The organism is Lysinibacillus sp. CTST325 (assembly GCF_054665055.1).
In genome coordinates, this window is sequence record NZ_BAAFHO010000005.1 from 79,552 (window position 1) to 99,997 (window position 20,446).

Here is a 20,446-nt window from a genome sequence, read left to right on the forward strand (position 1 = left end):
TAACTACCATCTATTAACCTTCATAAACGATCATAGATCTATATGTATTTTTAACTCTTAAAAAATTATTAATCAAAAATAACGGATTTTGTTCATTTCTTTTTAGGACATTCTAGGAGTGGCTTGGTGATAGTGGTTGGTGGTACCAAGTTAAAAAGTGTGACAAAATGGGTAATATTTGTAATTTTTTAAAATAACTGCAATTTTCGACAACATTTTCATTTTTGTTGTGTTATGGTTGTATTGTTCTATTAAATGCAACTTATTAATAGAAAAAACAATTGTAAAGGGAGAGTTAATTATGTTTAAATCAAAAATTTCAAAAATGGTAGGATCACTGGCTTTATCAGGGGCTATACTAATTCCTGCAGTATCAGCGAATGCATGGACTGAGTATGTTTATGTTAAGGACTTATATCCGAACGCTGAACATTTTGTATTTGTAAATAGCGGGGCAAATGACAAGTATGTAATAGTACAAGAAAGAGGATGGGATGATAGAATATACGAAACAAAGGTAAAATGCGATAAAATGATGGATGGTAAGTGTTATGTAGCACGTGAAAGATAGTTCAAAATGTGCTACTAGGTGGGGCATTTAGTATTTATTGAAATACATAAATACAAAAGCGCATTGGCTCATTAACGAGTTGTGCGCTTTTTTTGTTTCTCGGGGAGTGAACCTAGAGTTGTTTAGTTAGTATCTGGTATTATAAAAACATCATTTTAAGTAAGTGATTTATTATTTGTTATATCCAGCCAATCATTCTTCGTACAAACTCTTCCAGAAGATTTAACATTTACTACGATTCTACCTGCGTGTATTACTGCACTTTCTTTATTTATTATCCTTTTTTCAATATACGTTGAGTAAAGTTCTATTGATTAGTTCTTCTCTTCTAATACATTTCCTTGTACATCATATTTTTTAAAGCTCACTAAGCCACCTAATACTCTTATTTCAACTAATTTTAAAACACCATTTTCATAAAACTCTTTTTGTATACCTTCTTAAGTATTTTTTTCGATATGTTTAATTTCTTTGACTTGGCCATTTGGATAAAAATAAACCATCTCCCCGTTCTTAATTCCATTCTTAACCATATAGTAGTTCGCTAAGGTACCATTTTCATAACAGTCATAAATTATACCTGTAAAAAGATGTTCATTATTATTTTGATCATATTCCACTATAAAGGAATCATAATCATCTCCTCCATACCCAAAATTTTTTCCAAATTTCTTCCCATTTTTCATAGCGCATTCTTTGTTTAATATTTTATCTTTCAACTTTGGATACCTCCGATATTACTTCAAATCCATCTAATAAATACGAAGAGTGTGGACAACATTTTAACATTACCCCAGCAGGTTTATTCTTATTAATTCCTGGTCTAATTACATTTACAGTCAAACCTTCTATTTCTGGAACTGCACTATCGATAGTATTTATCGCATGATAATATTCCCCAATTTTTTTCATATACTCCTGCAAATGCTGGTCCCATTTTATCTTTTCCAAAATTAGGTTCACCATTATATATTTATTTAAGTCTCTCCAATTCATTCCTTGTCTCACCAGTAAATTAATTCGTTGATTAATTTATTCAAATGTTAGCGTTACTTTTTTCGCTCATTCACCCAAGCAAGTTCTTCTTTCTTTAAAACTTAGCCAGTCATATTTAGCGGCAAACACCGCTATGACTTTACTACAACTATAACATTTATCAAGCTCTGAATAATTTGATTTTATCAGTAGTTTGTGTATTCTCTCCAAGTCTAAAAGCAATATCATTTATGATTTTATAATCAGTATCTGTATCCCTAAACATCTTTTTCAACTGCTTTCATAGCTTTAAACATCGAATTTTCAGGTTGTAGAGAAGTATCAGGAGCGTTATCTTTGAGTTCATTTATGCTACTTTGAGCGTAAAATTCAAATTTATTTATCCCACTATGTCCTAACTAAACTGCTTCTATGTGCGAATTCTTCTTGTGATAACTTTAGAGATTTGTGCATTTTCGATTTCACTCAAGATAAAATACCCCTTTTAATCAATTACAATGATAGAGTGAGATATATTCCACGTACTATGCCCTTCAAAATACAGACAACACTCTACTTTTTATGGAATATTTTTCTTTTATATGATAATCTTACACGAAGGAATATGAGAAAAAAGAAGTAAAAATAAGTGGTGTTTTTATAGGTCGATAGGAGGATTCATTTGTGAAAATAAGATTAGTAGCATTAATTTTTTTTTTGTAGTATTTGCTTCTTTAGTATTTAGTTCAGAAGCTAAAGCAGAATGGGAGAATTACAAGCCATCAAGTGCAATCTTTGATGAAATTGTTTACTTAGAAGAAAGAGGTTTGTTGCTTTATGGAGCGGAAAATAAATTAAAATCACTCATAAAAAAACAGTCAGCATACAGCTGACTGTTTACATTGCCTAGCGATGTCCTACTTTCACATGTGGAAGCCCACAACTACCAAAAAAGGCTCTTCAAGCTTTTCTATTTGCTATATAATTCCCACTCAATCATCGCTGGTAGAGCGAAATTTTATTTACGATAATATATTAATCTTGCTGTTGTATAAAGTTTGTCATCATTCACAGAGATCAAAGCAGTGTAATCATTCTTTTCCCATCTTGAATATAAATGGCTATATTCTGTATAGGTAAATCGGTAATCATTACCGAATTCTGCTACCCCTTGCCTATGTAGTCGGTCATGTAAAGAAGACATTTGAGCCCATGTGTGATAACTATCTTGTTCAGGAAGGAAATCATAGCTAATCATATCTAATTGCCCACCAGTAAAAAAGTATGTCAACTGTGCTGAAAAGCCATATTTTGTCGTTCCATAGACTAAATAAGTATCTCTACCATCCTGAAGTTTTTGTATAAGCTTTGATTTTTCATTTTTCTCTACATCACGAATAGTCAATTTAAAGTTAATATTATTGAAAGGCACAACAGGCTTCTTTGTAGATAAAAATGCATCTACTACGTATCCTTTGATATTACCAGCAGTCACATAGGACCAACCTACTAATGTAGAATGTACAGTTACCTGTGTACCATTACTTAATGAACCTACTGATGCTCCCGATTGACTGGCAATATTTCGAACGATAACCCCACTACCTGTATTAACGTACTTTGTCGTTGTTTTAGTCTGCCCAATAAAATCGGATTTAACATAACCTACCACATTGCCATATTGCACAAATGACCAACCATTTCCTACTGATCCATAGTCTTCAACAATCATATTATACTTTAATGTAGCTAATGTTGATGCTGAAGGAGATGGCTTAGATTTCACAACGAGACCACTTTTAGAATTTGCAATTTTAATCGTCGAAGGTGGAACACTTAAAAAAGAGGAAGAAACATATCCCTTTAGATCACCTGTTTGTATATGAGACCAACCATCTGAGGAAGAAAACTCTATCACAAATTCATCCTTAGCTAGATTACCAATGGAAGCAGATGTATCATTCGGCGACTCTCTCACAACCAAGTTGGTGCCACTTACAACCTTCACTGTTCGATAATCAGCCGCATCTGCTACTTGATGCTGAATGCTAAATAGCATCATGAGTACAAAAACTGCAACAAACCATTTCTTTAGTATATTCAATCAATTTACCTCCTTTTACAACTCTGTTATTCTACCATTTATCCTATTGATTGTATATATTTTCATATTTTTTATTACTAAACGTGTAAAGACCCATAAAACATTTTTAACATATATATACCAAAGAAAATTTCGATTGAAAACAAATTATAAATTAATAGATCAAAATTGGTCTCATCGCATCTAAAAAAGCTCAGAAAACCTATTATTTATAGGCATGCCAAGCTCAACTACACTTTTTACTTCATACAAATCTTCTCATCATTCGATTGTGTAGTTATTCGAAACTTCTTTAATCATGATATCCTCCTTATTTGTTATCTAATTTTAATTGACCCTTAATGAATATTAAACAGTCTCATTTTGGTTAGCAAAATACTTATTAGGGTCAATTTCATCAATTTTTGGTAGCTTACGTAACTGTGGTATGATAACCCAAGCTAATGATACAAACAACATACCAAGACTCCCTATCGCAAACGCTAAATGACTATTGGTTACGGTACCAATATAACCTCCAAATAATGAGCCCAATGGCATTGCAGAAGACGAAATACTAGCAATAAGAGAGAATGTTCTAGCCAAATATTGTTGAGGGATAATTCGTTGTCCAACAGCAGCCATTGTTACTTCAGCTGCACCTAGAGGGATTAACGCTATCCCAAATATAATGATTGATAATATATTTGATGAGACAAAAACTGAAGAAAGCCAAAATAATGAACTAATAAAGAATGTTGTTATTACCATTTTGCCGAAGTTAAATCTTTTTAAATACGGAGATAATATTACTCCACACAAGAAACCTGCGGAATATGTACCCATAAAAATTCCGTAAAGCTCAACCCCTCCCCTAGAACTTGAATATGCGGGAAGAACAGCTAGGGCTATTCCGAATGAAAAATTTGCCGCTATTGAGCCATAAAAAAATTTAGATATTATCGATCCGCGAACAAATTTGTATCCATCAAATAAGTCATTGATATATCTTTTAGTGTGACCCGTTAAAGTTCCACTTCCGGATTTCACTTTGAGTTCCGTAGGTTCTGAATAACTAAAAAGCAGAAAGATAAATATAGTTATTAAAAACAAAAATGCATCAAAAAAGTATATATTAATTGCGCCAATAATTGTAATTAACACCCCCCCAATACTATTTGCTAAGATATTGACTCCCGAATTAGCAAAACTGAAAAGTGAATTTGCACCAACTAAATCATCAGTTTCCACTATTCTGGGTAGTGCAGCGGATTGGGCAGGAAAAATAAATTGATTTATACAAGTTACTATTGGCATTATAATTAGTAATAACGTTACATTTAAAACTCCAATGTAATGTAAAAGTGGGATAGTTAGAACAAAAATGAATTGAATTAATTGTGTAACTATCAATAATTTTTTTAAAGAAACCCTGTCTACTATAGGTCCAATTAAAAATTGCAACATACGAGGAGCCATAGTTAAGAATCCCGCCAATCCGGTATAAAAAGTTGACCCCCCTATTTCATATACCAACCATATTGCGGCAATAGCATATAAACTATCACCGAAATTAGAAATGGTTCTTCCAAAAAAAAGCGCTGCGAAATTACGGTTTTTAAATAACTTAATCATTCACTCAACCTCTTCTCAATTTTAGACTATAATTATCTGTGGTCCTGTTTAAAAAAATAAACCGAGTTAAAAAAATGAACCGTGTGCCTAAAAAGGCGCCGCGAACTTACGATTTTTAAATAACTTAATCATTCACTCAACCTTTTCTCAATTTTAGACTATAATTATCAGTGGTGCTGTTTTAAAAAATAAACCGAGTTAAAAAAATAACCGTATACCTAAAAAATTATTTTTCCCTAAAAAAAGCATTTGTTATTTCAAACCCAAAGCTGCCTAAATAATACATTCTCGTGTTTGGATTAGACTTATTTTCTTTTTCCATTAAAATAAGCTCATCAAACAATTCATTTATTTTATTAGATATCTTTTCAAATTGATCTTTAGTTAGATTAACCTCCGCTTGAATCATAGATGTGGCAAATTTATCATCCTCAAAAAACGCTTTACTTGGTGCATTAAATACTCGTTCTTTGACCCTATCTATTGTTTTTATTAGCGCCATTCTATTAGCCTGACTTATTTCATCTGCATAAGGGAACAATTCTATACCTGGAAGGAAAGATAATGCAACAGCTCTATAAAACTTTTGTACAGTGCCACCTTTTACCTCTTCACGTATAAGTTGGATAAAATTCACCTTTTCTAAGGCCTTTAAGTGATAATGAACCTTTGAACGTGGGATTTCTAAAACTTCAGATAGTTGTTGCCCAGTATATTCCTTCTCAATGAGTAATACTAATAGCTGGACCCTTAACGGATCGCTTATTGCCTTAAGTTGTTCTCTTGTATGTACAATTTGTGTTTTTTCCATTCTATCGCTCCTCTTTTCTTGTTTGAAATGGTTAATTCCCCCTTCCCCCCTTTTTTATGTAAAATTGAAAGTCCTCGATTACTTGGAACTCGCATCGAAATTTAACTATCATGTATTTTCTCACTATCAAAAATAACTTGCAACTAAATCTCTTCAAAACTTACTTAGCGTTGGATAGGCTACACTTACTTGGACAATGAAATTAGGGTCTTGTAGAATAAAATTCAAATGCTCCATTCTGAAGATCATTGAAGGTTTTATTTAACCATGCAGTAAACTTCTCCTTCTCTTCGAACTGTGGATAATGAGCCGACTCTTCAAATATAATGAACTCTTTTATAGATGCTTCCAGTCTATCATAATATTTTTTTTTGCAGCATTAACAGACGTCATATAATCGAATTTCCCCATTACAAAATAAACTGGGAATCCACTTGCTTTACAAGATCCGGAATATTATGCTTTGTCCCTTCCTTCAACAACGCTTCTTGTGTAACATGAATACCTCTTAGATAATTAAGTGAGATTGGAGCGAATTGCTTCGATCTCTTTTCTTTAATACCCACACATTTTAAAGAACCCCTTTGAAACTCTTCAGTCTTTAGTTATTTGCCGTTTCCTATAAACAATCAAAGCAATAATCGCAAGAATTAAAACTAAAATACTAGAAGTCAAATAGAATAAAGATAAAGCTCTCTTTTCTCCCCAGTTGTTAAACGCTTGCGAAAAACCGATAAAAATCATCCAAAAGGATAGTACCAATTGAAGTTTTGAAACGTCTTTAAACAATAGAATACCTCCCTTCCATACTCCTTCTCCGCAACCAACATATTATATATTGTAGAAAGGAGGTGTTTTTTATGGGATACTATGGCGGAAATGTTGGTGGCATTGGTAACTGCGGCTATTCCGGCGGCGGTTATGGTAATGGTTCTGCATTTGCCTTAATTGTTGTTCTATTTATACTTCTAATTATTGTCGGCGCTACTTTCTTAAATACAAGGTATTAACATTTCCGATGTAAGGGTCGCCCTCCCAGCCTGGTGACCCTTTATTAATTTCTTACATCAGAATGCCCCACCTTACTGAACATTTTCTTTCAGGTATTCATTCAATATAGTTATGAAATTTATAGTTTCACTTTGGTATCTCTGTTTAAAGTAACCTTCTACTCCTTCTTCTTCAACTAACCTGCACCGTTAGCTCAACTAGAAAAAAGATGCTGCCGCTGCAACACCTTGTTTAACTCTAGCCCCCGTTAGCTTAATTAGATTATTTAAGAATTATGAAAAACGCCCCTCAAGAATCCCTCTTCGGTCATTTTAAAGATGAAACCAATATGAAAGCTGCGAAACATTAGAAGAAGTAAAAGAAGTGAAAAGTTATATGATGTATTACAACCATTATCGAGGGCAATGGAACTTGAAAAAGCTGCCGCCTGCAAAATACAGACAGCAGCTCCAAAAGGTTGCCAAGCTTTTTTCAAAATGTCCTTTACAAAGGGTACACTTTAATGAACCGTGTAGCCCTTTTTACTATTGTTTTGAGTAATATTTAGCTCGATCTTCACTATTTGATAGGAAGCCTAGCTCCACTAGAATGGCTGGAATATTCGTACTTGCAATTACAATGAAATTTTCTTTTTTGACCTTTTGATCATTCATATTTACGTTTTTAACAATTTGATTGTTTACAAACGTCGCAAAATCAATGTCTCCCTGATGCATATCACCTAGTGTTTTAGCGAAAAATGTTTCGGTACCTTGCGCAGAAGTATTATCTGCATAATTAACATGGATACTTACGAAAATCTCACCATAATTAGCATGTGTAAAGTCAAGTTGAACAATATTCCCCCTTTTTTAACCTATAAATCTTGAGATAAACGAACCATATCCCTGCACTGAATACCGTTCTCAAAAATTTCTTCTGGGTAATGCTTAACAAAAAAGTCCATATCAACACCAATTATTCTAAAACCGCATTTTTGATAAAGAGCCAATTGCCCTATGCTTGAATTTCCAGTTCCAATTTCTATTGTTTTGTATCCTTTTGTCTTAACTACCTTAATTGCATCCATTACCAACTGTTTCCCTATACCTCTACCGTGTTGCTCCTCTACGACTGCAACATTCACCAGCTCCACTGTTTCTGGTCTTGTTGGAAGTAATACATAAACTCCAATAATTTGCTGTTCGATTTCAGCTACAAAACATTCGCCTCTATTGACATATTCCTCAATAATCTCTCTTGAAGGGTCAGCCAATAGCAACAATTCCATTGGAAGTTTTTCATCTTTATTAAGTTTCCTAATATCCATTTTAATCTCCTTTTTTAACCTCTGACTTCTTTGATAATATATCATTGTTTTTTAAACTAATCTGTCCGTTAGTGAAAAAGCGATTGCTCTAATTGAACAATCGGACCCCGTTAGCCATCCATGAAGCACAAAAATCAGCACTTCACCACAGAAAATGAAAGATGATTAAGTTCTTTCATGGGCGTTGAAGAAATGTATCTACTTAAATTCATTTGCAAATGCACCATTTTCGTTATGCAATAAATATCTTTTATCATTAACTACATTATGGTAATCAATTTCTAAAAAATATGTTGCTTTACTTAGAACGTCATAAAAGAAAGGAACAAACTCCAAATCTTTAAAAACATAGACTTCTATTTGTTCATCATTATTTCTATATGCTTCAAATATACGATGGTTTCCATTGATACAATAAGGTTTGTTGTTGGTTAAATATCGACTCTGAAGTACCATTACAGGATTTTTATGATTGGGTTTTATTCGGTTTGGGTCTTTATTTATGTTACCTTGGTCAACAGCTTCAATTATATTCGATGGAGAAGTCTTTATGGGTTTATTGTTTTTTTCTTTTATAAATGTAGTAGCCCCGTCTATATCTAAGGTATACTCAAATACCCCAGTCGTGAACTCTGCATATAACGAGAATGTCTCCTGACCAATTGGATGTATCACTGGGTAAGTTTCATCTACAAGAGTTTGGTTTAAAATATCAGTCCATTTTGAGGCAACTTCAGCCCCATAGCTGGATTCTTTCCGCATTACTTGAATGCGTGAAATAAAGTGTTTAAAAGGTTTGAATTCCTGAGACTCTTTTTCGTATAATTCTATTTTACTCACCATTTAATATCCCCTTTGCTACTTTTATATCAAAAAATCAAATTCACTTTTTTTAGATTTCTAATAATAACCACCGTTCATACACCCCATTATTTTTTAAGACATTTTATTTACTTCTATGTAAAACAATTATTTTCCATCTTCAATTAAACTGCCTCGTTAGTAAAAAAATAAGAGCTGCCTAAACAGCTCAATGATCTTCAAGTAAAGCAGCTGTTAGTTCAATAATAAAATTATTATTTATTAATAACTACTGACTCACTAAATATTTGTTTTTAACATCATTCTTTGTTCAATTAGTCTGCCCCTACAGCTACAATTTTGCAAGTTGAAATTGCAAATCTAAAGATTGGTTGGTTAGGACTTATTGGTAGAGTACCTAACACAATACCAAGACCTGTTTGTTCCACGTTAAAATCTACTGCAGTAGACCCATTACTTACCAAAAGATTTACTGTTGAACCAATAAGTGTATTCAGCAATTGTCTAATTGGTCTTTCGCGACAATTGCATTCACATCCAGAATCAACAGGTGGCAACAAATTGATAGTAGGTCCTGGTGGGAAAAAACCTACCCCTGTTACATCAGAAATATTTACAACATAAGTTGTAGTTCCATTTGTAACAGTAACTAAAAAATCATTCACCTCAACAATAGTGAATAAAAAAAGGAGAGGAGGTACATTAGGTGCGTCTGCAATAGTACCAAGAATTACAGTTTGCCCAACAAGTTGTTGTAAGACGGACTGAAGTGGAGAAACACAACAGTCACAAAGACATGAAGATGAGGGGACTGAAGGACAATGACTATTAAGAGCTGTGTATTTAACCGGAGGACAACATCCGTTAGGTTTTATTCCAGTAATTTTCTTTTTTTTAGACATAATTTCACCCCACTATTTCTTATAGAGTATGCTTTTAAGAAATATTAGATTAGATTAAAAACTACTCAAGTTTTATTGAACATGAACAAACCCAATGTGCCATCAAATAATGCTTGTGGTGAAAGTAAAATAACCTTTTCAATTTCAAAATCATTAGGTTTTCTAATATCTATTAAAATCAGTCATTTCTATATCCTTATAAAAGTTAAGCTTAGAATTACAATAGAAAATAATATTTTCAGGAATCCCTAAATTAAATTTCGGAAAACGAATAGTTAAACCTCTCTCCCAAAATCAATTAAAAATTTAAAAACTTTTAAAATCTATTTTTATGTAATTTCTCTCTTATTACCATCATCGAATTACGAATATCATTAATTTCACTATCAGTTAGTCCATTAAACAATTGAATTATTTGGTCATCTGACTGAATATTAATTTGACCCAGCAGTTCCTCTCCTTTTTTTGTCAAAAAGAGAAGGCTTTTTCTACTGTCGATTGTTGAGCTTTTTTTCTCTATTAATTCTTCCTTCTCTAATTTACGTAAAATTCTGCTCATATAGCTTCTATCAATATTAAGTTCTTGCACGAGAATATTGGCAATACACTCAGTTCTCTCGCTTATTTCAAATAGTATTCGTGCTTCAGTCAATGAATAATCTGTATCAAGAATTTGGTTATTAAATAAACCAAGTACCTTTGTATAAAATCGATTGAATTGTCTGATATCATAAATAATCTCTTTATCCATAAATTCTCCTTTAGTTGACTTTGTCCACATTTAACATTAATATAACTATATCCTTACAACGTGGACTTTGTCCACATTATAAGGATGCCATTTTCAAAAATCTTTCGCAATCTTTATTATTACCGAATTGAAGGAGATTATATATGATAATTCGAGAAATTAGAAAAGAAGACAATGCAATAGTAAAGGAAATCATACAAGATTCACTAAAATCACTAGGATTAGCAATTCCAGGGACAGCTTATTTTGACCCTCAACTTAACGACCTTCACCAGTATTATAATAATTTAAAACATGCGAACTATTGGGTGGTCGAAATGGAAGGAGAGGTTGTTGGTGGAATTGGTATAGCACCGTTTAACGAACATGATAAAGTTTGTGAATTGCAAAAGCTATACTTAAGTACAAAAACACAAGGTTTAGGATTTGGAAAGATGCTAATGGAAACAGCTTTATCATTTGCATCTAAACATTATGCAAAGTGCTACTTAGAAACAATGCATGAATTAAAAACTGCATGTATATTATATGAAAAGTTTGGATTTACACTTTTACATGAGCCGCTATCAGGTTCTGACCATTCTACTATGAATGCATGGTATTTAAAAGGTTTGAATTAACCATAAGTCTGGTAGCTTGCCAAAACAACTCTTCGGGAACTTCCTGCATCACAATTGTGGTAAAATAGGTTAATTATGGTGTGTTATGTTATTGGGGTACTATAATTGATGAAGAAATCCATAATTATTTTAGTAGTGATAGGCGCAATTGGTGTATATTGGTTTTGTCCTAAAGCACACGTTGAAGAACCTATTGTGATATCCGTTCAACTTGACGAAGTAAGTAAAACATTAGCCGTTTCATACATAGTTGAACAAAATAACGATACGTATTTAATGGAAATTGCACATAATACAAAAGGATTTTACCCTCCACGAAACAGTGGTAATGGGGATGGGGAAACTAATTTTACAGAAGTATTAGCAGTACAAAATGGCTATGAGCTACGAGAAGATGTAGTTGAACTAACAGACGAACAGCTCTCCTACTTTCTTTCATTAGAAGGGCGCACATTACCTGTTGACATTTCATTTGAAAACTATTCTCCAATTGAAACAACAATTGTTCTACTAATGAAAGGTGAGGCAATAGACGTAATAAAGAATGATGATTTACTTCGCTATACGTATACATCCTCTAAAGATGAAACGATTGATTCAATCGGTCATTATGATAGTGTAGCTACGATTTCATTCGAGCAGAATAATGAGAAAGTTGATTTTCCACTCACACTTACACAAGGAAGTTCAGTAGATATTCTTATCCACGAACCATACAAACTTAGTTCGAAGGATAAACTTTTACTTGAAATTACAATGATTGATGGACAATCAGTTACGAATAATATCTTAATGACTAGATCTATTCCAAAAGGATACTTAAAGCAAATTGTAAAGGAAGCGAATGCTAATAATAATTGAGTAGATTATTTATAATCTACCAAAGCCTATTTAAATACATAAGCGTTTTAGTTGAATTAATTTTTACTATATACAAAACAAATCTAATAAACGTTCCTAAATGCTAATTTGGGCACACATAAACCTCAAAATGTTGATAGTACAACGTTCTGAGGTTGTTTTGTGTGCGATACGTCCATACGTTTTTTTATGCAAAGGCCTTGAACGCAGTTACTGTAAGTCTTTTTTTAATTTGCAGAAAAATGCTGCTGGTACACTGTCTGTATAAAATCGTACATATTCAGGCTATTTCTTAACGTCGTAAATATGCACTTTTATTACGAGCCCCTTATTGAACTACCCTGCTCCGTTAGTTGAATAGCAACAATTTTTTCGAAAACAGCCTTAATATTTTATGTACTCGCTATTTAATACAATAATTATAAGAGTAATTATCAGAATTATATATCCCAAAGAACCTAATTTATTATCATTATGTTTATTTTTCTTTTCAATGATTTTTTCAATAATTACAAAGAAAATAGATAGAAAAACAAAAGCTCCAATATACAAATAATCAGAGAATAATAGGATTAATAATAATGCGCAAAATATTAAATATTTAAAAAGTTTACTTTTAAGCATAAATTCTCCTTCAATATATTCTTTAATTCCTTTGTGAACTAAACTGCACCATTAGTTCAATAAGAAAAAAAGAGCTGCATATGCAACTCAATGATCTTCAAGAAAAGTACTCCGTTAGTTTAATTTAGCTAGCTGTTTCAATTAATATTTTTTATATTATAAATCAATTCTTATGTTTTCACTCGGGTTTAAAATTGTAGAGTTTTCCTTGTTCAATACATCACTCGTAATACTCGTAATAATATTTATTGTATTAATTTCACTAAATGGAACCTCTAAATTGGGAATAGCAATATAACTCTCATCGACTACTTTATTTTTGAGGGTTATCGAATCAAATGATGGAAAATAGAAATCCTTCGATTTAATTTGAGTTTTATTATTAATTGTAAGTGTATCAGCAGGGTAGAAAACTATATCTTTATCGGTTGTATTTTCAACTTTATAAGATATATCAATTAAATTTAATTCATCATTGAGATCTTTACCATGTTTCTCTTTGATTCGTTTTACAGTAAACTCAGGTAAATTTGTCAATTGTACAAAATTGATAGATTTAATAGTAAATTTAATAGCACCCATATCATAGGTTTTGTCTACATTTTTTATTTTAACTAATGTAGCTTTATTAAAACCATCACCCAAAAATTTCCACTGCCCTACTTCTGTAAGTGGACCATTTGTTGGTTCGCTATTTTTGACACTTAATTGGACCACCTCTGTTTTCCCTTTTTCTTCATTTAATTCCGTATTTTCATTCATCTGGTTAGTCGGTTTATCTACACGTGCATTTACTAAAGATATAGATGAGACAGCGATTAAAGTAGCAACGCCAAATACAGACCAACGATAAGAGTTTTTGAATTTTTTTATCATAAGGATCCTCCTTTTCAAAGTTTTTTTATTTCTACTTAAGTTTGCCAAACTTGGTATTTGATAAAAATTTGAGTAGTGTTCTAAAAGGCTAATAATAGTATGACCGTATGCAAGTTGCTCCTCTGAATTTATATATGTAAGAGCTAATGAATCACAGGCTAATTCCTGATCTTCTCTCATACATGAGTAGGCATACCAAAGAATAGGATTAAACCAATTTAGAATGAGTAAGCCATACATAAGCCAATTCACCCCAACATCTCTTCGTTTGATGTGGGCTAATTCGTGAAGAAAAATGTATCGTAGCTGTTGCTCATTTAATACTTTCGAGTGTACGCCTGACAATAACACCTTTGGCCTAATAAATCCGACTACAGTTGGACTTGAAATATTTCCAGCAAAAAAAAGTGGGATTTTCTGTTGAACAGACATAGATTTTTTACAATTCTCAAAGATGGTGACAATTCTCTGATTTGTAATCATAGGCTGTTTTTTTATGAAATGAAGTAAACGCCTATTTATAATGATAGTAGTAAAGCCCAAAATGATAACCCCAGTAAGCCAAATGTATATAAGGATTGTATAAAAGGAAAAAGTCTCATCATTTTGGTTTGCATTATCGCGACTTAGTTTCTTATTTTCCTTAGCTACTTGGGTTGAACCAGTTGCAAAGGAATCTTCTTTAGTAACTTTTGAATAGTCTATATCTGTCGATTCTTTCATATGTTCTTTTGAAGAAGAAACAGTGGTAACAGCAGTCCCATTACTGTATGAAAAGATAGAATAGATACTGTAGGTACTATTCAAAGACCATGGCAATAAAAGTCTTACAATTAATATCATCCAAAGTAGATATTGCCATCGTGGATTTAACTGATTTCTAAACAAAATTTTTACACATAAGATTAGAACAACTAGAATACTTGCCATAATTGAGGTTTCTATCAACCAATTAAAAAAATGAGGTAGATAGACGTTTATAAGCTTGTCCATCATTATTAGCTTTCCTTCCTCTGATTTTCCTCAGTCTTCTCATCCAGAATACGCTTAAGTTCGTTAATATCTTCTGAAGATAACTTTTCTTCTTTTAAGAAGTTCACAAAAAGTGGTTTAAATGCTGCGCCATAGAAACGTTTAAGTAATGATTCTGTTTCTACTTGAAGATACTTATCTTGTGACACTAAAGGAAAATATGCATATATACGTCCTGTATCTTGATGGTAAGAAATGGCTTCTTTTTGGACTAATCGATTAATAAGTGTTCGAATTGTCTTCGGTTTCCAATCCGTTGTTGACTCTAATACTTTAATTACTTCATTTGCTGTTTGCGGGGATTTTGACCAAAGAACTTTCATAACTTCCAATTCAGCTTCGGAAATCTTAGGTAATTCTTTCATAATATAAAACTCACCTCCCTGTATTACAAATGTAATCCATATACAAATATTACGTTTGTAATCAATAATTGTCAATCTTATTTTAATTTTTAAATAGATGCTCACAATACGCTCATGCTTTCCGTCGCCTTCTTTCCCAGCCGTCGGTCTACTCAGATTTTCCGTCGCTTCACCCTGTTCGACCTATCCTCACCTTGCCATTTCTATCCGTCGAGCCTACTTTTTAATCAAATCAAAAAAGGAATGCACACAATTTGTGCATTCCTCCCATTTTGTTAGAAAAATAAACTTAATATGAAATAAATAGCTGCAGCCATGACTGCGGAAATTGGCATGGTAATTACCCATGTTGTCACGATTTTTCGTGCCATGCCCCATTTAACACCTCTTACACGGTGTGCTGTTCCTACTCCCATGATAGATGAAGAAATAACATGTGTTGTAGATACTGGTAAGTGAATTAATGTCGCACCGAAGATGATGGATGCAGAAGCAAGGTCTGCTGCTACCCCGTTTACTGGACGGATTTTCATAATCTTGCCACCGACTGTTTTGATGATTTTATAACCACCTACAGAAGTACCAAGACCCATCGCACATGCTGCCGCAAAACGTACCCAGAATGGAATATCGTCTGTATGATGCAATCCTCCTGCAATTAAAGCGAGCGTAATAATCCCCATTGCTTTTTGCGCATCGTTTGTACCGTGTGTAAAAGATTGTAAAGCTGCTGTACCAATTTGCATTGTCCGGAAGCCTTTATTCGTTCGATATAAATTCATATCCTTAAATAACACTTTAAATAAAGACATCATTAAGAAACCGGCTGCAAACGCAAGTAATGGCGAGAAAATAAGTGCCTGAATGATTTTTATAAAGCCGGTATAGTTCAATGCATTAAAGCCAGCAGCCGCAATTGCAGCACCCGCCACAGAGCCAATTAATGTATGTGACGAACTAGATGGAATTCCAAAGTACCACGTTACTAAATTCCATGTAATCGCTGATAATAATGCCGCTAAAATAACGACAGAACCTGTAGTATCTCCATCAAAAGCATTTAAGCTGAATGGGTCAACAATATCCTTTGTTAATGCTTTTGCTACCCCAACGAATGTAATAGCTCCAATGAAGTTCATAATTGCAGCCATATATATTGCGGTACGTGGCTTTAATGCCCTTGTTGATACCGAAGTTGCTATCGCGTTGGCCGTATCATGGAAGCCGTTAATAAAATCGAACACAAGCGCGAATATAACGACTAATATTGTTATCAGTAATATCGTATCCATTTCGTACTCTCCATCTTACGCGTTACGCATAATTATTGTTTCAATTGTATTTGCTACAGTTTGACAGTAGTCTGCAATATCTTCAAATTGTTCATAAATACTTTTGAACACGATGATGCGCATCGGATCTTTTTCTTGAATAAATAATTGCTTCATCGAAGAGCGGAAAATTTCATCACATTCACGCTCATAGTCCTTAATTTGAATAGCATGTTTACGCATTTCAACAAGCTTTTTACTATTTAATAGCTCCATTGCTTGGACCATTTCGTCTGTACTTTTCGCAATATATGTTAAGAATTGGCGCATCGGGTCTGTAACTTCTGTTAAATTGTACATGTCAAAATGAGCAATACAGCCTTCCATTCCATCAATAACATCATCTAATTTATTGGCAAGTGATAAAATATCTTCACGCTCAATAGGTGTCATAAATGATTTATTGAGCATGACGATAAGCTCGTGAATCAATTTATCTCCACTTGTTTCATATCGCTTCATTGTGTCTGCGATTTCTTTTAGTGAATCTATATTTTCAATACGTGCGTTATGAGCGTAATAAATACCTTCTTTAACGTTTTTAGAAATGTTTAATAATGCTTTAAAAAATGGATCTTGCTTGTTTGAGTTGAACATCATGTTCCTCCTGTTGAATGAATATTGTCGATTTCTGCAATCATCATAACAAAACTTTCACATAATTCTACAGATTTTTAAAGATAAAATAGTTGAATTTACAAAAATGTAATATAAAATTTGCCACAATTATTTTTAGGTACTTTTCCAAGTTGAAAACGTTGGAAACTCGATAACAAAAATTATCGATTTCTCTTTAAATATTACCGTTTTTTCTTTCATTTTTATAAAAATACTTGAAAAAACATTTTTTTCTTCAATTTTTTCATCGTTTTAAATGTTAAGGAATTGTAAACGACATTTACATTCCTCCATTGTCATTTATTACAATTCGCAGTACTGTTATAAGAAAAGTTTATCTTACAAATAAGGATGTGGGTATCATACATATGGACATCGATTTACTATCACTTGTAATCCTTTTAGTACTTGGCTTTATCGCATCCTTTATCAATAATGCCTCAGCATAATTGCGTCTGGAATCGGCTTTGTGCTTGGACCTGCACGAAGCAGGTCAGTTAGCCGTTATCGCATGGATGCGATGATTTTTAGGCTAACATCCTTTAAGAACTCCTTTCCGATTCCGTGACATCCGCCGGAGGCATTAACTTCTTTCAGCAGCTGTTTGGACACCCACTGGAAAGTGACTTAAAACCTGTAACTGACACTTTGCTTTCGCTACAAAAGACATTTGCTGAAAGAAGTTAAATGCGATTGTCGGTGGCAGAGGATTAATTTCGTTATCTGCGCTTTTAGCTGTTGGTTTACCCCCAAGTACAGCAATTGCCACAAACAAACTCGCTAATACAATTAGCAACGGGACTAGCATGTTAACTTTTTTACGAGCTGGCAAGGTTGATGTGAAAAAGAATAAGAAAATAATGCCTTTTATTTTTATTGGTTCATTCATTGGTGCATACACCGTACATCTCGTATCGCCAGCTATTTTAAAGCCTCTAATGCTTGTTATGCTCGTACTAGTTACAGCTTATACGGTTTTCAAAAAAGATTGGGGTCAGAAACCTGAAGAGCAGACATTAAGTACTGTTAAAAAAATTGCCTTTGTTGGCGCTTTTGCTGCTGTTGGCTTTTACGATGGTTTCTTCGGACCTGGCACTGGTTCTTTTTTTATTTTCCTTTTATTAATGATGGGAAATGATTTCTTGCAGGCAGCGGGAAATGCAAAAGCCTTTAATTTCACATCGAACTTAGCCGCGCTTGCTATGTTTTTACTATTAGGAAAAGTTAATTTTTTATACGGTTTACCTATGGGCTTCGTCATGATTTTCGGTGCGATAATGGGGTCAAAATTTGCGCTGAAACGCGGGACAAAAAATGATGCGTATTATTTTTATCATCATGACTTGTACATTAATTATCAAAAATGCCTGGGATTATTTCAGTATTCATTAAGGTGGATCATTACCATAACGTGTGGTTGATTTCCGTTCCAACTGGGCGCTTTCCTGGGGGCGTCCGATGAGCCGCTTCGCTTGGCTGCAGGGTCTCATCTGTGACGCTAATCCCCAAGGAGTCGCCCAGTCTCCACTCCAATCAACTAATATACAAGGCATACGTTTTAATGAATGTCATCCACAACTTTTGGTGATGAGCCATTAAGGCCCAGTTTTAAAAGATCACCAAGGAGAAATACTATCGATTTCATCGGCAAAATTTATCAGCCAATTGACAAAAATTATTAGCGTGCTATAATTCTTTTAGGCTTCACCGCGTTGAAGCGAAGAAGTAACTAGTAGGAGGATTAGCATGTTTCGAATAGAAGCTAAGAGTAACCCTCGATTTATTGAGGCAATCTTTATAATAATATTAATAATTGCCATGATGGCAGTCAGTATTGGGTATTTACAAGCAACACCCCATATACCTATTTTTCTTGTTATTTCACTTTTAATTGCCTATGGATTACTAAAAAAAGTTCCTTTTCGTGAGCTTGAAACTGGTATGATTGCTGGTGCAAGTGCTGGACTTGGGGCAGTTTTTATTTTCTTCTTTATTGGCATTTTAATTTCAAGTTGGATTATGGGTGGCACAATTCCAACACTTATCTACTACGGCTTTTTAACAGTTACACCAAGTTTTTTCTTTGCAATCGTATTTTTGATTTGTAGTATCGTTGGTGTTTCTGTTGGTAGTTCTTTAACTACTGTAGCAACTGTAGGCGTTGCCTTTATGGGAATTGCTGGTGCAATGGACATCTCTTTAGCAATAACAGCTGGTGCGATTGTTTCAGGAGCTTTCTTTGGTGATAAAATGTCTCCGTTATCAGATACAACCAATCTTGCCTCTGGTACGGTTGGCGTCGATCTTTTCGAGCATATTAAAAATATGGGTTGGACAACGATTCCAGCATTCGCAATCTCATTCGTTCTTTATGCAATATTATCGCCAACAGAAGCAAATACTTCATTTGAAACAGTTGAGCAATTTAAAGATGGATTACTGTCAACTGGTCTTATTCATTGGTATACATTATTGCCAATTGTTGTTCTTGTTATTATGACTTTTTATAAAGCGCCTGCACTTATCACACTCGCAGTCGTCTCAATTCTTGGTGTTGGACTTGCCTACATACAAGAACCGATTGCACTATCGAATGTCTTTAAAATGCTTTTTGAAGGCTATAAATCTTCTACGGGGAATAAAGACGTGGATGCATTACTGAGTCGTGGTGGTATGAACAGTATGCTATTTACAATTGCCTTAGTCTTATTAGCATTAACAATGGGTGGTCTTTTATTTACGCTCGGCATTATTCAAAGTATTTTAGCGAAGGTAGAGAGCCTCTTTAAAAGTGCTGGCTCTGTCATTACAGGAGCTGCTATTACAGGGATTGGTGTGAACACTTTAATTGGTGAGCAATATTTATCCATCCTACTTACTGGAGAAGCATTTAAAGCACAATTTGCGAAGGTAGGGCTTGCCCCTAAAAATTTATCCCGTGTTATGGAGGACGCAGGTACTGTAGTCAATCCTCTTGTTCCGTGGAGTGTTTGTGGTATTTTCATTGCTAGTGTACTAGATATACCAACAACAACTTACTTGCCGTTTACCTTCTTCTGTCTACTCGGACCAATTTTGACGATTATTTTTGGTTGGACCGGTAAAACATTAACGAAGCTTGAAAAATAAGATTGGTAGCTGATGAATTCGTCAGCTACCTTTTTCTATCTCCCTCTAAAATTTTGGCTATAAATTCATGAAGATCAAATAAAAGAATGACAATAGAAGAGTCGATTACACCCATGCTTC

At 33.6% G+C, this 20,446-nt stretch carries 21 protein-coding genes and 3 pseudogenes; 8 read left to right on the top strand and 16 right to left on the bottom strand.

The genetic code is table 11. The features are described from left to right. Positions 1-301: 301 nt before the first annotated feature. Entirely contained in the window at positions 302-571 is a 270-nt protein-coding gene (locus ACYQ73_RS13685) for a hypothetical protein (RefSeq protein ID WP_370082352.1), read from the top strand. A gap of 440 nt (positions 572-1,011) precedes the next feature. On the opposite strand, the gene ACYQ73_RS13690 is transcribed toward ACYQ73_RS13685, so the two are convergent. The 6 genes from ACYQ73_RS13690 to ACYQ73_RS13715 all read right to left on the bottom strand — a co-directional run bounded on the left by ACYQ73_RS13690 (position 1,012) and on the right by ACYQ73_RS13715 (position 6,864). Next, a complete protein-coding gene (locus tag ACYQ73_RS13690) occupies positions 1,012-1,290 on the bottom strand; it encodes a toxin-antitoxin system YwqK family antitoxin (protein WP_460012995.1) in 279 nt (92 codons plus the stop codon). Then, positions 1,280-1,567 carry a hypothetical protein gene (locus ACYQ73_RS13695; protein WP_460012996.1) on the bottom strand — a complete coding sequence of 96 codons (288 nt, stop codon included), beginning with the start codon at positions 1,565-1,567 and terminating at the stop codon, positions 1,280-1,282. Before ACYQ73_RS13695 ends, ACYQ73_RS13690 begins: the two co-directional genes overlap by 11 nt. 997 nt (positions 1,568-2,564) lie before the next feature. Then, positions 2,565-3,650, bottom strand: coding sequence for an SH3 domain-containing protein (locus ACYQ73_RS13700; protein WP_460012997.1), 1,086 nt, complete (start codon positions 3,648-3,650; stop codon positions 2,565-2,567). A gap of 348 nt (positions 3,651-3,998) precedes the next feature. Next, positions 3,999-5,264, bottom strand: a complete 1,266-nt coding sequence (locus tag ACYQ73_RS13705; RefSeq protein ID WP_460012998.1) for an MFS transporter — start codon at positions 5,262-5,264, stop codon at positions 3,999-4,001. 226 nt (positions 5,265-5,490) lie between these two features. After that, on the bottom strand, positions 5,491-6,075 hold the full coding sequence (locus tag ACYQ73_RS13710; protein WP_460012999.1) for an ArsR/SmtB family transcription factor: 585 nt from the start codon (positions 6,073-6,075) through the stop codon (positions 5,491-5,493). Between the two features lie 594 nt (positions 6,076-6,669). Continuing rightward, the gene (locus tag ACYQ73_RS13715) at positions 6,670-6,864 is read right to left on the bottom strand and encodes a hypothetical protein (protein ID WP_460013000.1); all 195 of its coding nucleotides are present in this window, start codon (positions 6,862-6,864) and stop codon (positions 6,670-6,672) included. A gap of 71 nt (positions 6,865-6,935) precedes the next feature. On the opposite strand from ACYQ73_RS13715, the gene ACYQ73_RS13720 reads away from it, so the two are divergent. Together ACYQ73_RS13720 and ACYQ73_RS13725 are read left to right on the top strand one after the other, a co-directional pair. Continuing rightward, the gene (locus ACYQ73_RS13720) at positions 6,936-7,085 is read left to right on the top strand and encodes a YjcZ family sporulation protein (protein ID WP_460013001.1); all 150 of its coding nucleotides are present in this window, start codon (positions 6,936-6,938) and stop codon (positions 7,083-7,085) included. Between the two features lie 281 nt (positions 7,086-7,366). Beyond that, positions 7,367-7,536 (top strand): annotated as a pseudogene (locus ACYQ73_RS13725) (IS3 family transposase); the annotation flags it as partial. 74 nt (positions 7,537-7,610) lie between these two features. Here the strand turns inward: ACYQ73_RS13725 and ACYQ73_RS13730 are convergent. The 5 genes and pseudogenes from ACYQ73_RS13730 to ACYQ73_RS13750 form a co-directional block, all read right to left on the bottom strand. Beyond that, complete coding sequence (locus ACYQ73_RS13730; RefSeq protein ID WP_460013223.1) at positions 7,611-7,925, bottom strand: N-acetylmuramoyl-L-alanine amidase family protein; 315 nt, start codon at positions 7,923-7,925, stop codon at positions 7,611-7,613. A gap of 17 nt (positions 7,926-7,942) precedes the next feature. Further along, positions 7,943-8,395: a GNAT family N-acetyltransferase gene (locus tag ACYQ73_RS13735; protein WP_400935602.1), complete on the bottom strand. Its 453-nt coding sequence runs from the start codon at positions 8,393-8,395 to the stop codon at positions 7,943-7,945. 198 nt (positions 8,396-8,593) lie between these two features. Beyond that, positions 8,594-9,235: a hypothetical protein gene (locus ACYQ73_RS13740; protein ID WP_460013002.1), complete on the bottom strand. Its 642-nt coding sequence runs from the start codon at positions 9,233-9,235 to the stop codon at positions 8,594-8,596. A gap of 296 nt (positions 9,236-9,531) precedes the next feature. Continuing rightward, positions 9,532-10,023: pseudogene (locus ACYQ73_RS13745) on the bottom strand (bclA protein); the annotation flags it as partial. Between the two features lie 412 nt (positions 10,024-10,435). Beyond that, positions 10,436-10,870 (bottom strand): MarR family winged helix-turn-helix transcriptional regulator, encoded by a 435-nt coding sequence (locus tag ACYQ73_RS13750; protein ID WP_370082336.1) that lies wholly within the window; start codon positions 10,868-10,870, stop codon positions 10,436-10,438. A 143-nt stretch (positions 10,871-11,013) separates the two neighbouring features. Between ACYQ73_RS13750 and ACYQ73_RS13755 the strand changes: the two genes are divergently transcribed. Beyond that, positions 11,014-11,490, top strand: coding sequence for a GNAT family N-acetyltransferase (locus ACYQ73_RS13755; protein ID WP_460013003.1), 477 nt, complete (start codon positions 11,014-11,016; stop codon positions 11,488-11,490). Between the two features lie 105 nt (positions 11,491-11,595). Then, the gene (locus ACYQ73_RS13760) at positions 11,596-12,351 is read left to right on the top strand and encodes a hypothetical protein (RefSeq protein ID WP_460013004.1); all 756 of its coding nucleotides are present in this window, start codon (positions 11,596-11,598) and stop codon (positions 12,349-12,351) included. A 1,338-nt stretch (positions 12,352-13,689) separates the two neighbouring features. On the opposite strand, the pseudogene ACYQ73_RS13765 reads toward ACYQ73_RS13760, so the two are convergent. The 5 genes and pseudogenes from ACYQ73_RS13765 to ACYQ73_RS13785 form a co-directional block, all read right to left on the bottom strand. Continuing rightward, positions 13,690-14,847 (bottom strand): annotated as a pseudogene (locus tag ACYQ73_RS13765) (M56 family metallopeptidase); the annotation flags it as partial. Between the two features lie 2 nt (positions 14,848-14,849). After that, positions 14,850-15,251, bottom strand: coding sequence for a BlaI/MecI/CopY family transcriptional regulator (locus ACYQ73_RS13770; protein ID WP_460013224.1), 402 nt, complete (start codon positions 15,249-15,251; stop codon positions 14,850-14,852). 272 nt (positions 15,252-15,523) lie between these two features. Further along, positions 15,524-16,540, bottom strand: a complete 1,017-nt coding sequence (locus tag ACYQ73_RS13775) for an inorganic phosphate transporter (RefSeq protein WP_460013005.1) — start codon at positions 16,538-16,540, stop codon at positions 15,524-15,526. A gap of 15 nt (positions 16,541-16,555) precedes the next feature. Beyond that, the gene (locus ACYQ73_RS13780) at positions 16,556-17,176 is read right to left on the bottom strand and encodes a DUF47 domain-containing protein (protein WP_370082328.1); all 621 of its coding nucleotides are present in this window, start codon (positions 17,174-17,176) and stop codon (positions 16,556-16,558) included. Positions 17,177-17,780: 604 nt separating this feature from the next. Further along, positions 17,781-17,993, bottom strand: coding sequence for a hypothetical protein (locus ACYQ73_RS13785; RefSeq protein WP_460013006.1), 213 nt, complete (start codon positions 17,991-17,993; stop codon positions 17,781-17,783). Between ACYQ73_RS13785 and ACYQ73_RS13790 the strand changes: the two genes are divergently transcribed. The 3 genes from ACYQ73_RS13790 to nhaC all read left to right on the top strand — a co-directional run bounded on the left by ACYQ73_RS13790 (position 17,911) and on the right by nhaC (position 20,326). Then, positions 17,911-18,618, top strand: coding sequence for a sulfite exporter TauE/SafE family protein (locus ACYQ73_RS13790; RefSeq protein WP_460013225.1), 708 nt, complete (start codon positions 17,911-17,913; stop codon positions 18,616-18,618). The two genes, ACYQ73_RS13785 and ACYQ73_RS13790, sit on opposite strands and share 83 nt — an antisense overlap. 37 nt (positions 18,619-18,655) lie before the next feature. After that, positions 18,656-18,796 (top strand): hypothetical protein, encoded by a 141-nt coding sequence (locus ACYQ73_RS13795; RefSeq protein ID WP_402869170.1) that lies wholly within the window; start codon positions 18,656-18,658, stop codon positions 18,794-18,796. 147 nt (positions 18,797-18,943) lie between these two features. After that, positions 18,944-20,326 carry a Na+/H+ antiporter NhaC gene (nhaC, locus tag ACYQ73_RS13800; protein WP_460013007.1) on the top strand — a complete coding sequence of 461 codons (1,383 nt, stop codon included), beginning with the start codon at positions 18,944-18,946 and terminating at the stop codon, positions 20,324-20,326. Positions 20,327-20,446 lie beyond the last annotated feature (120 nt).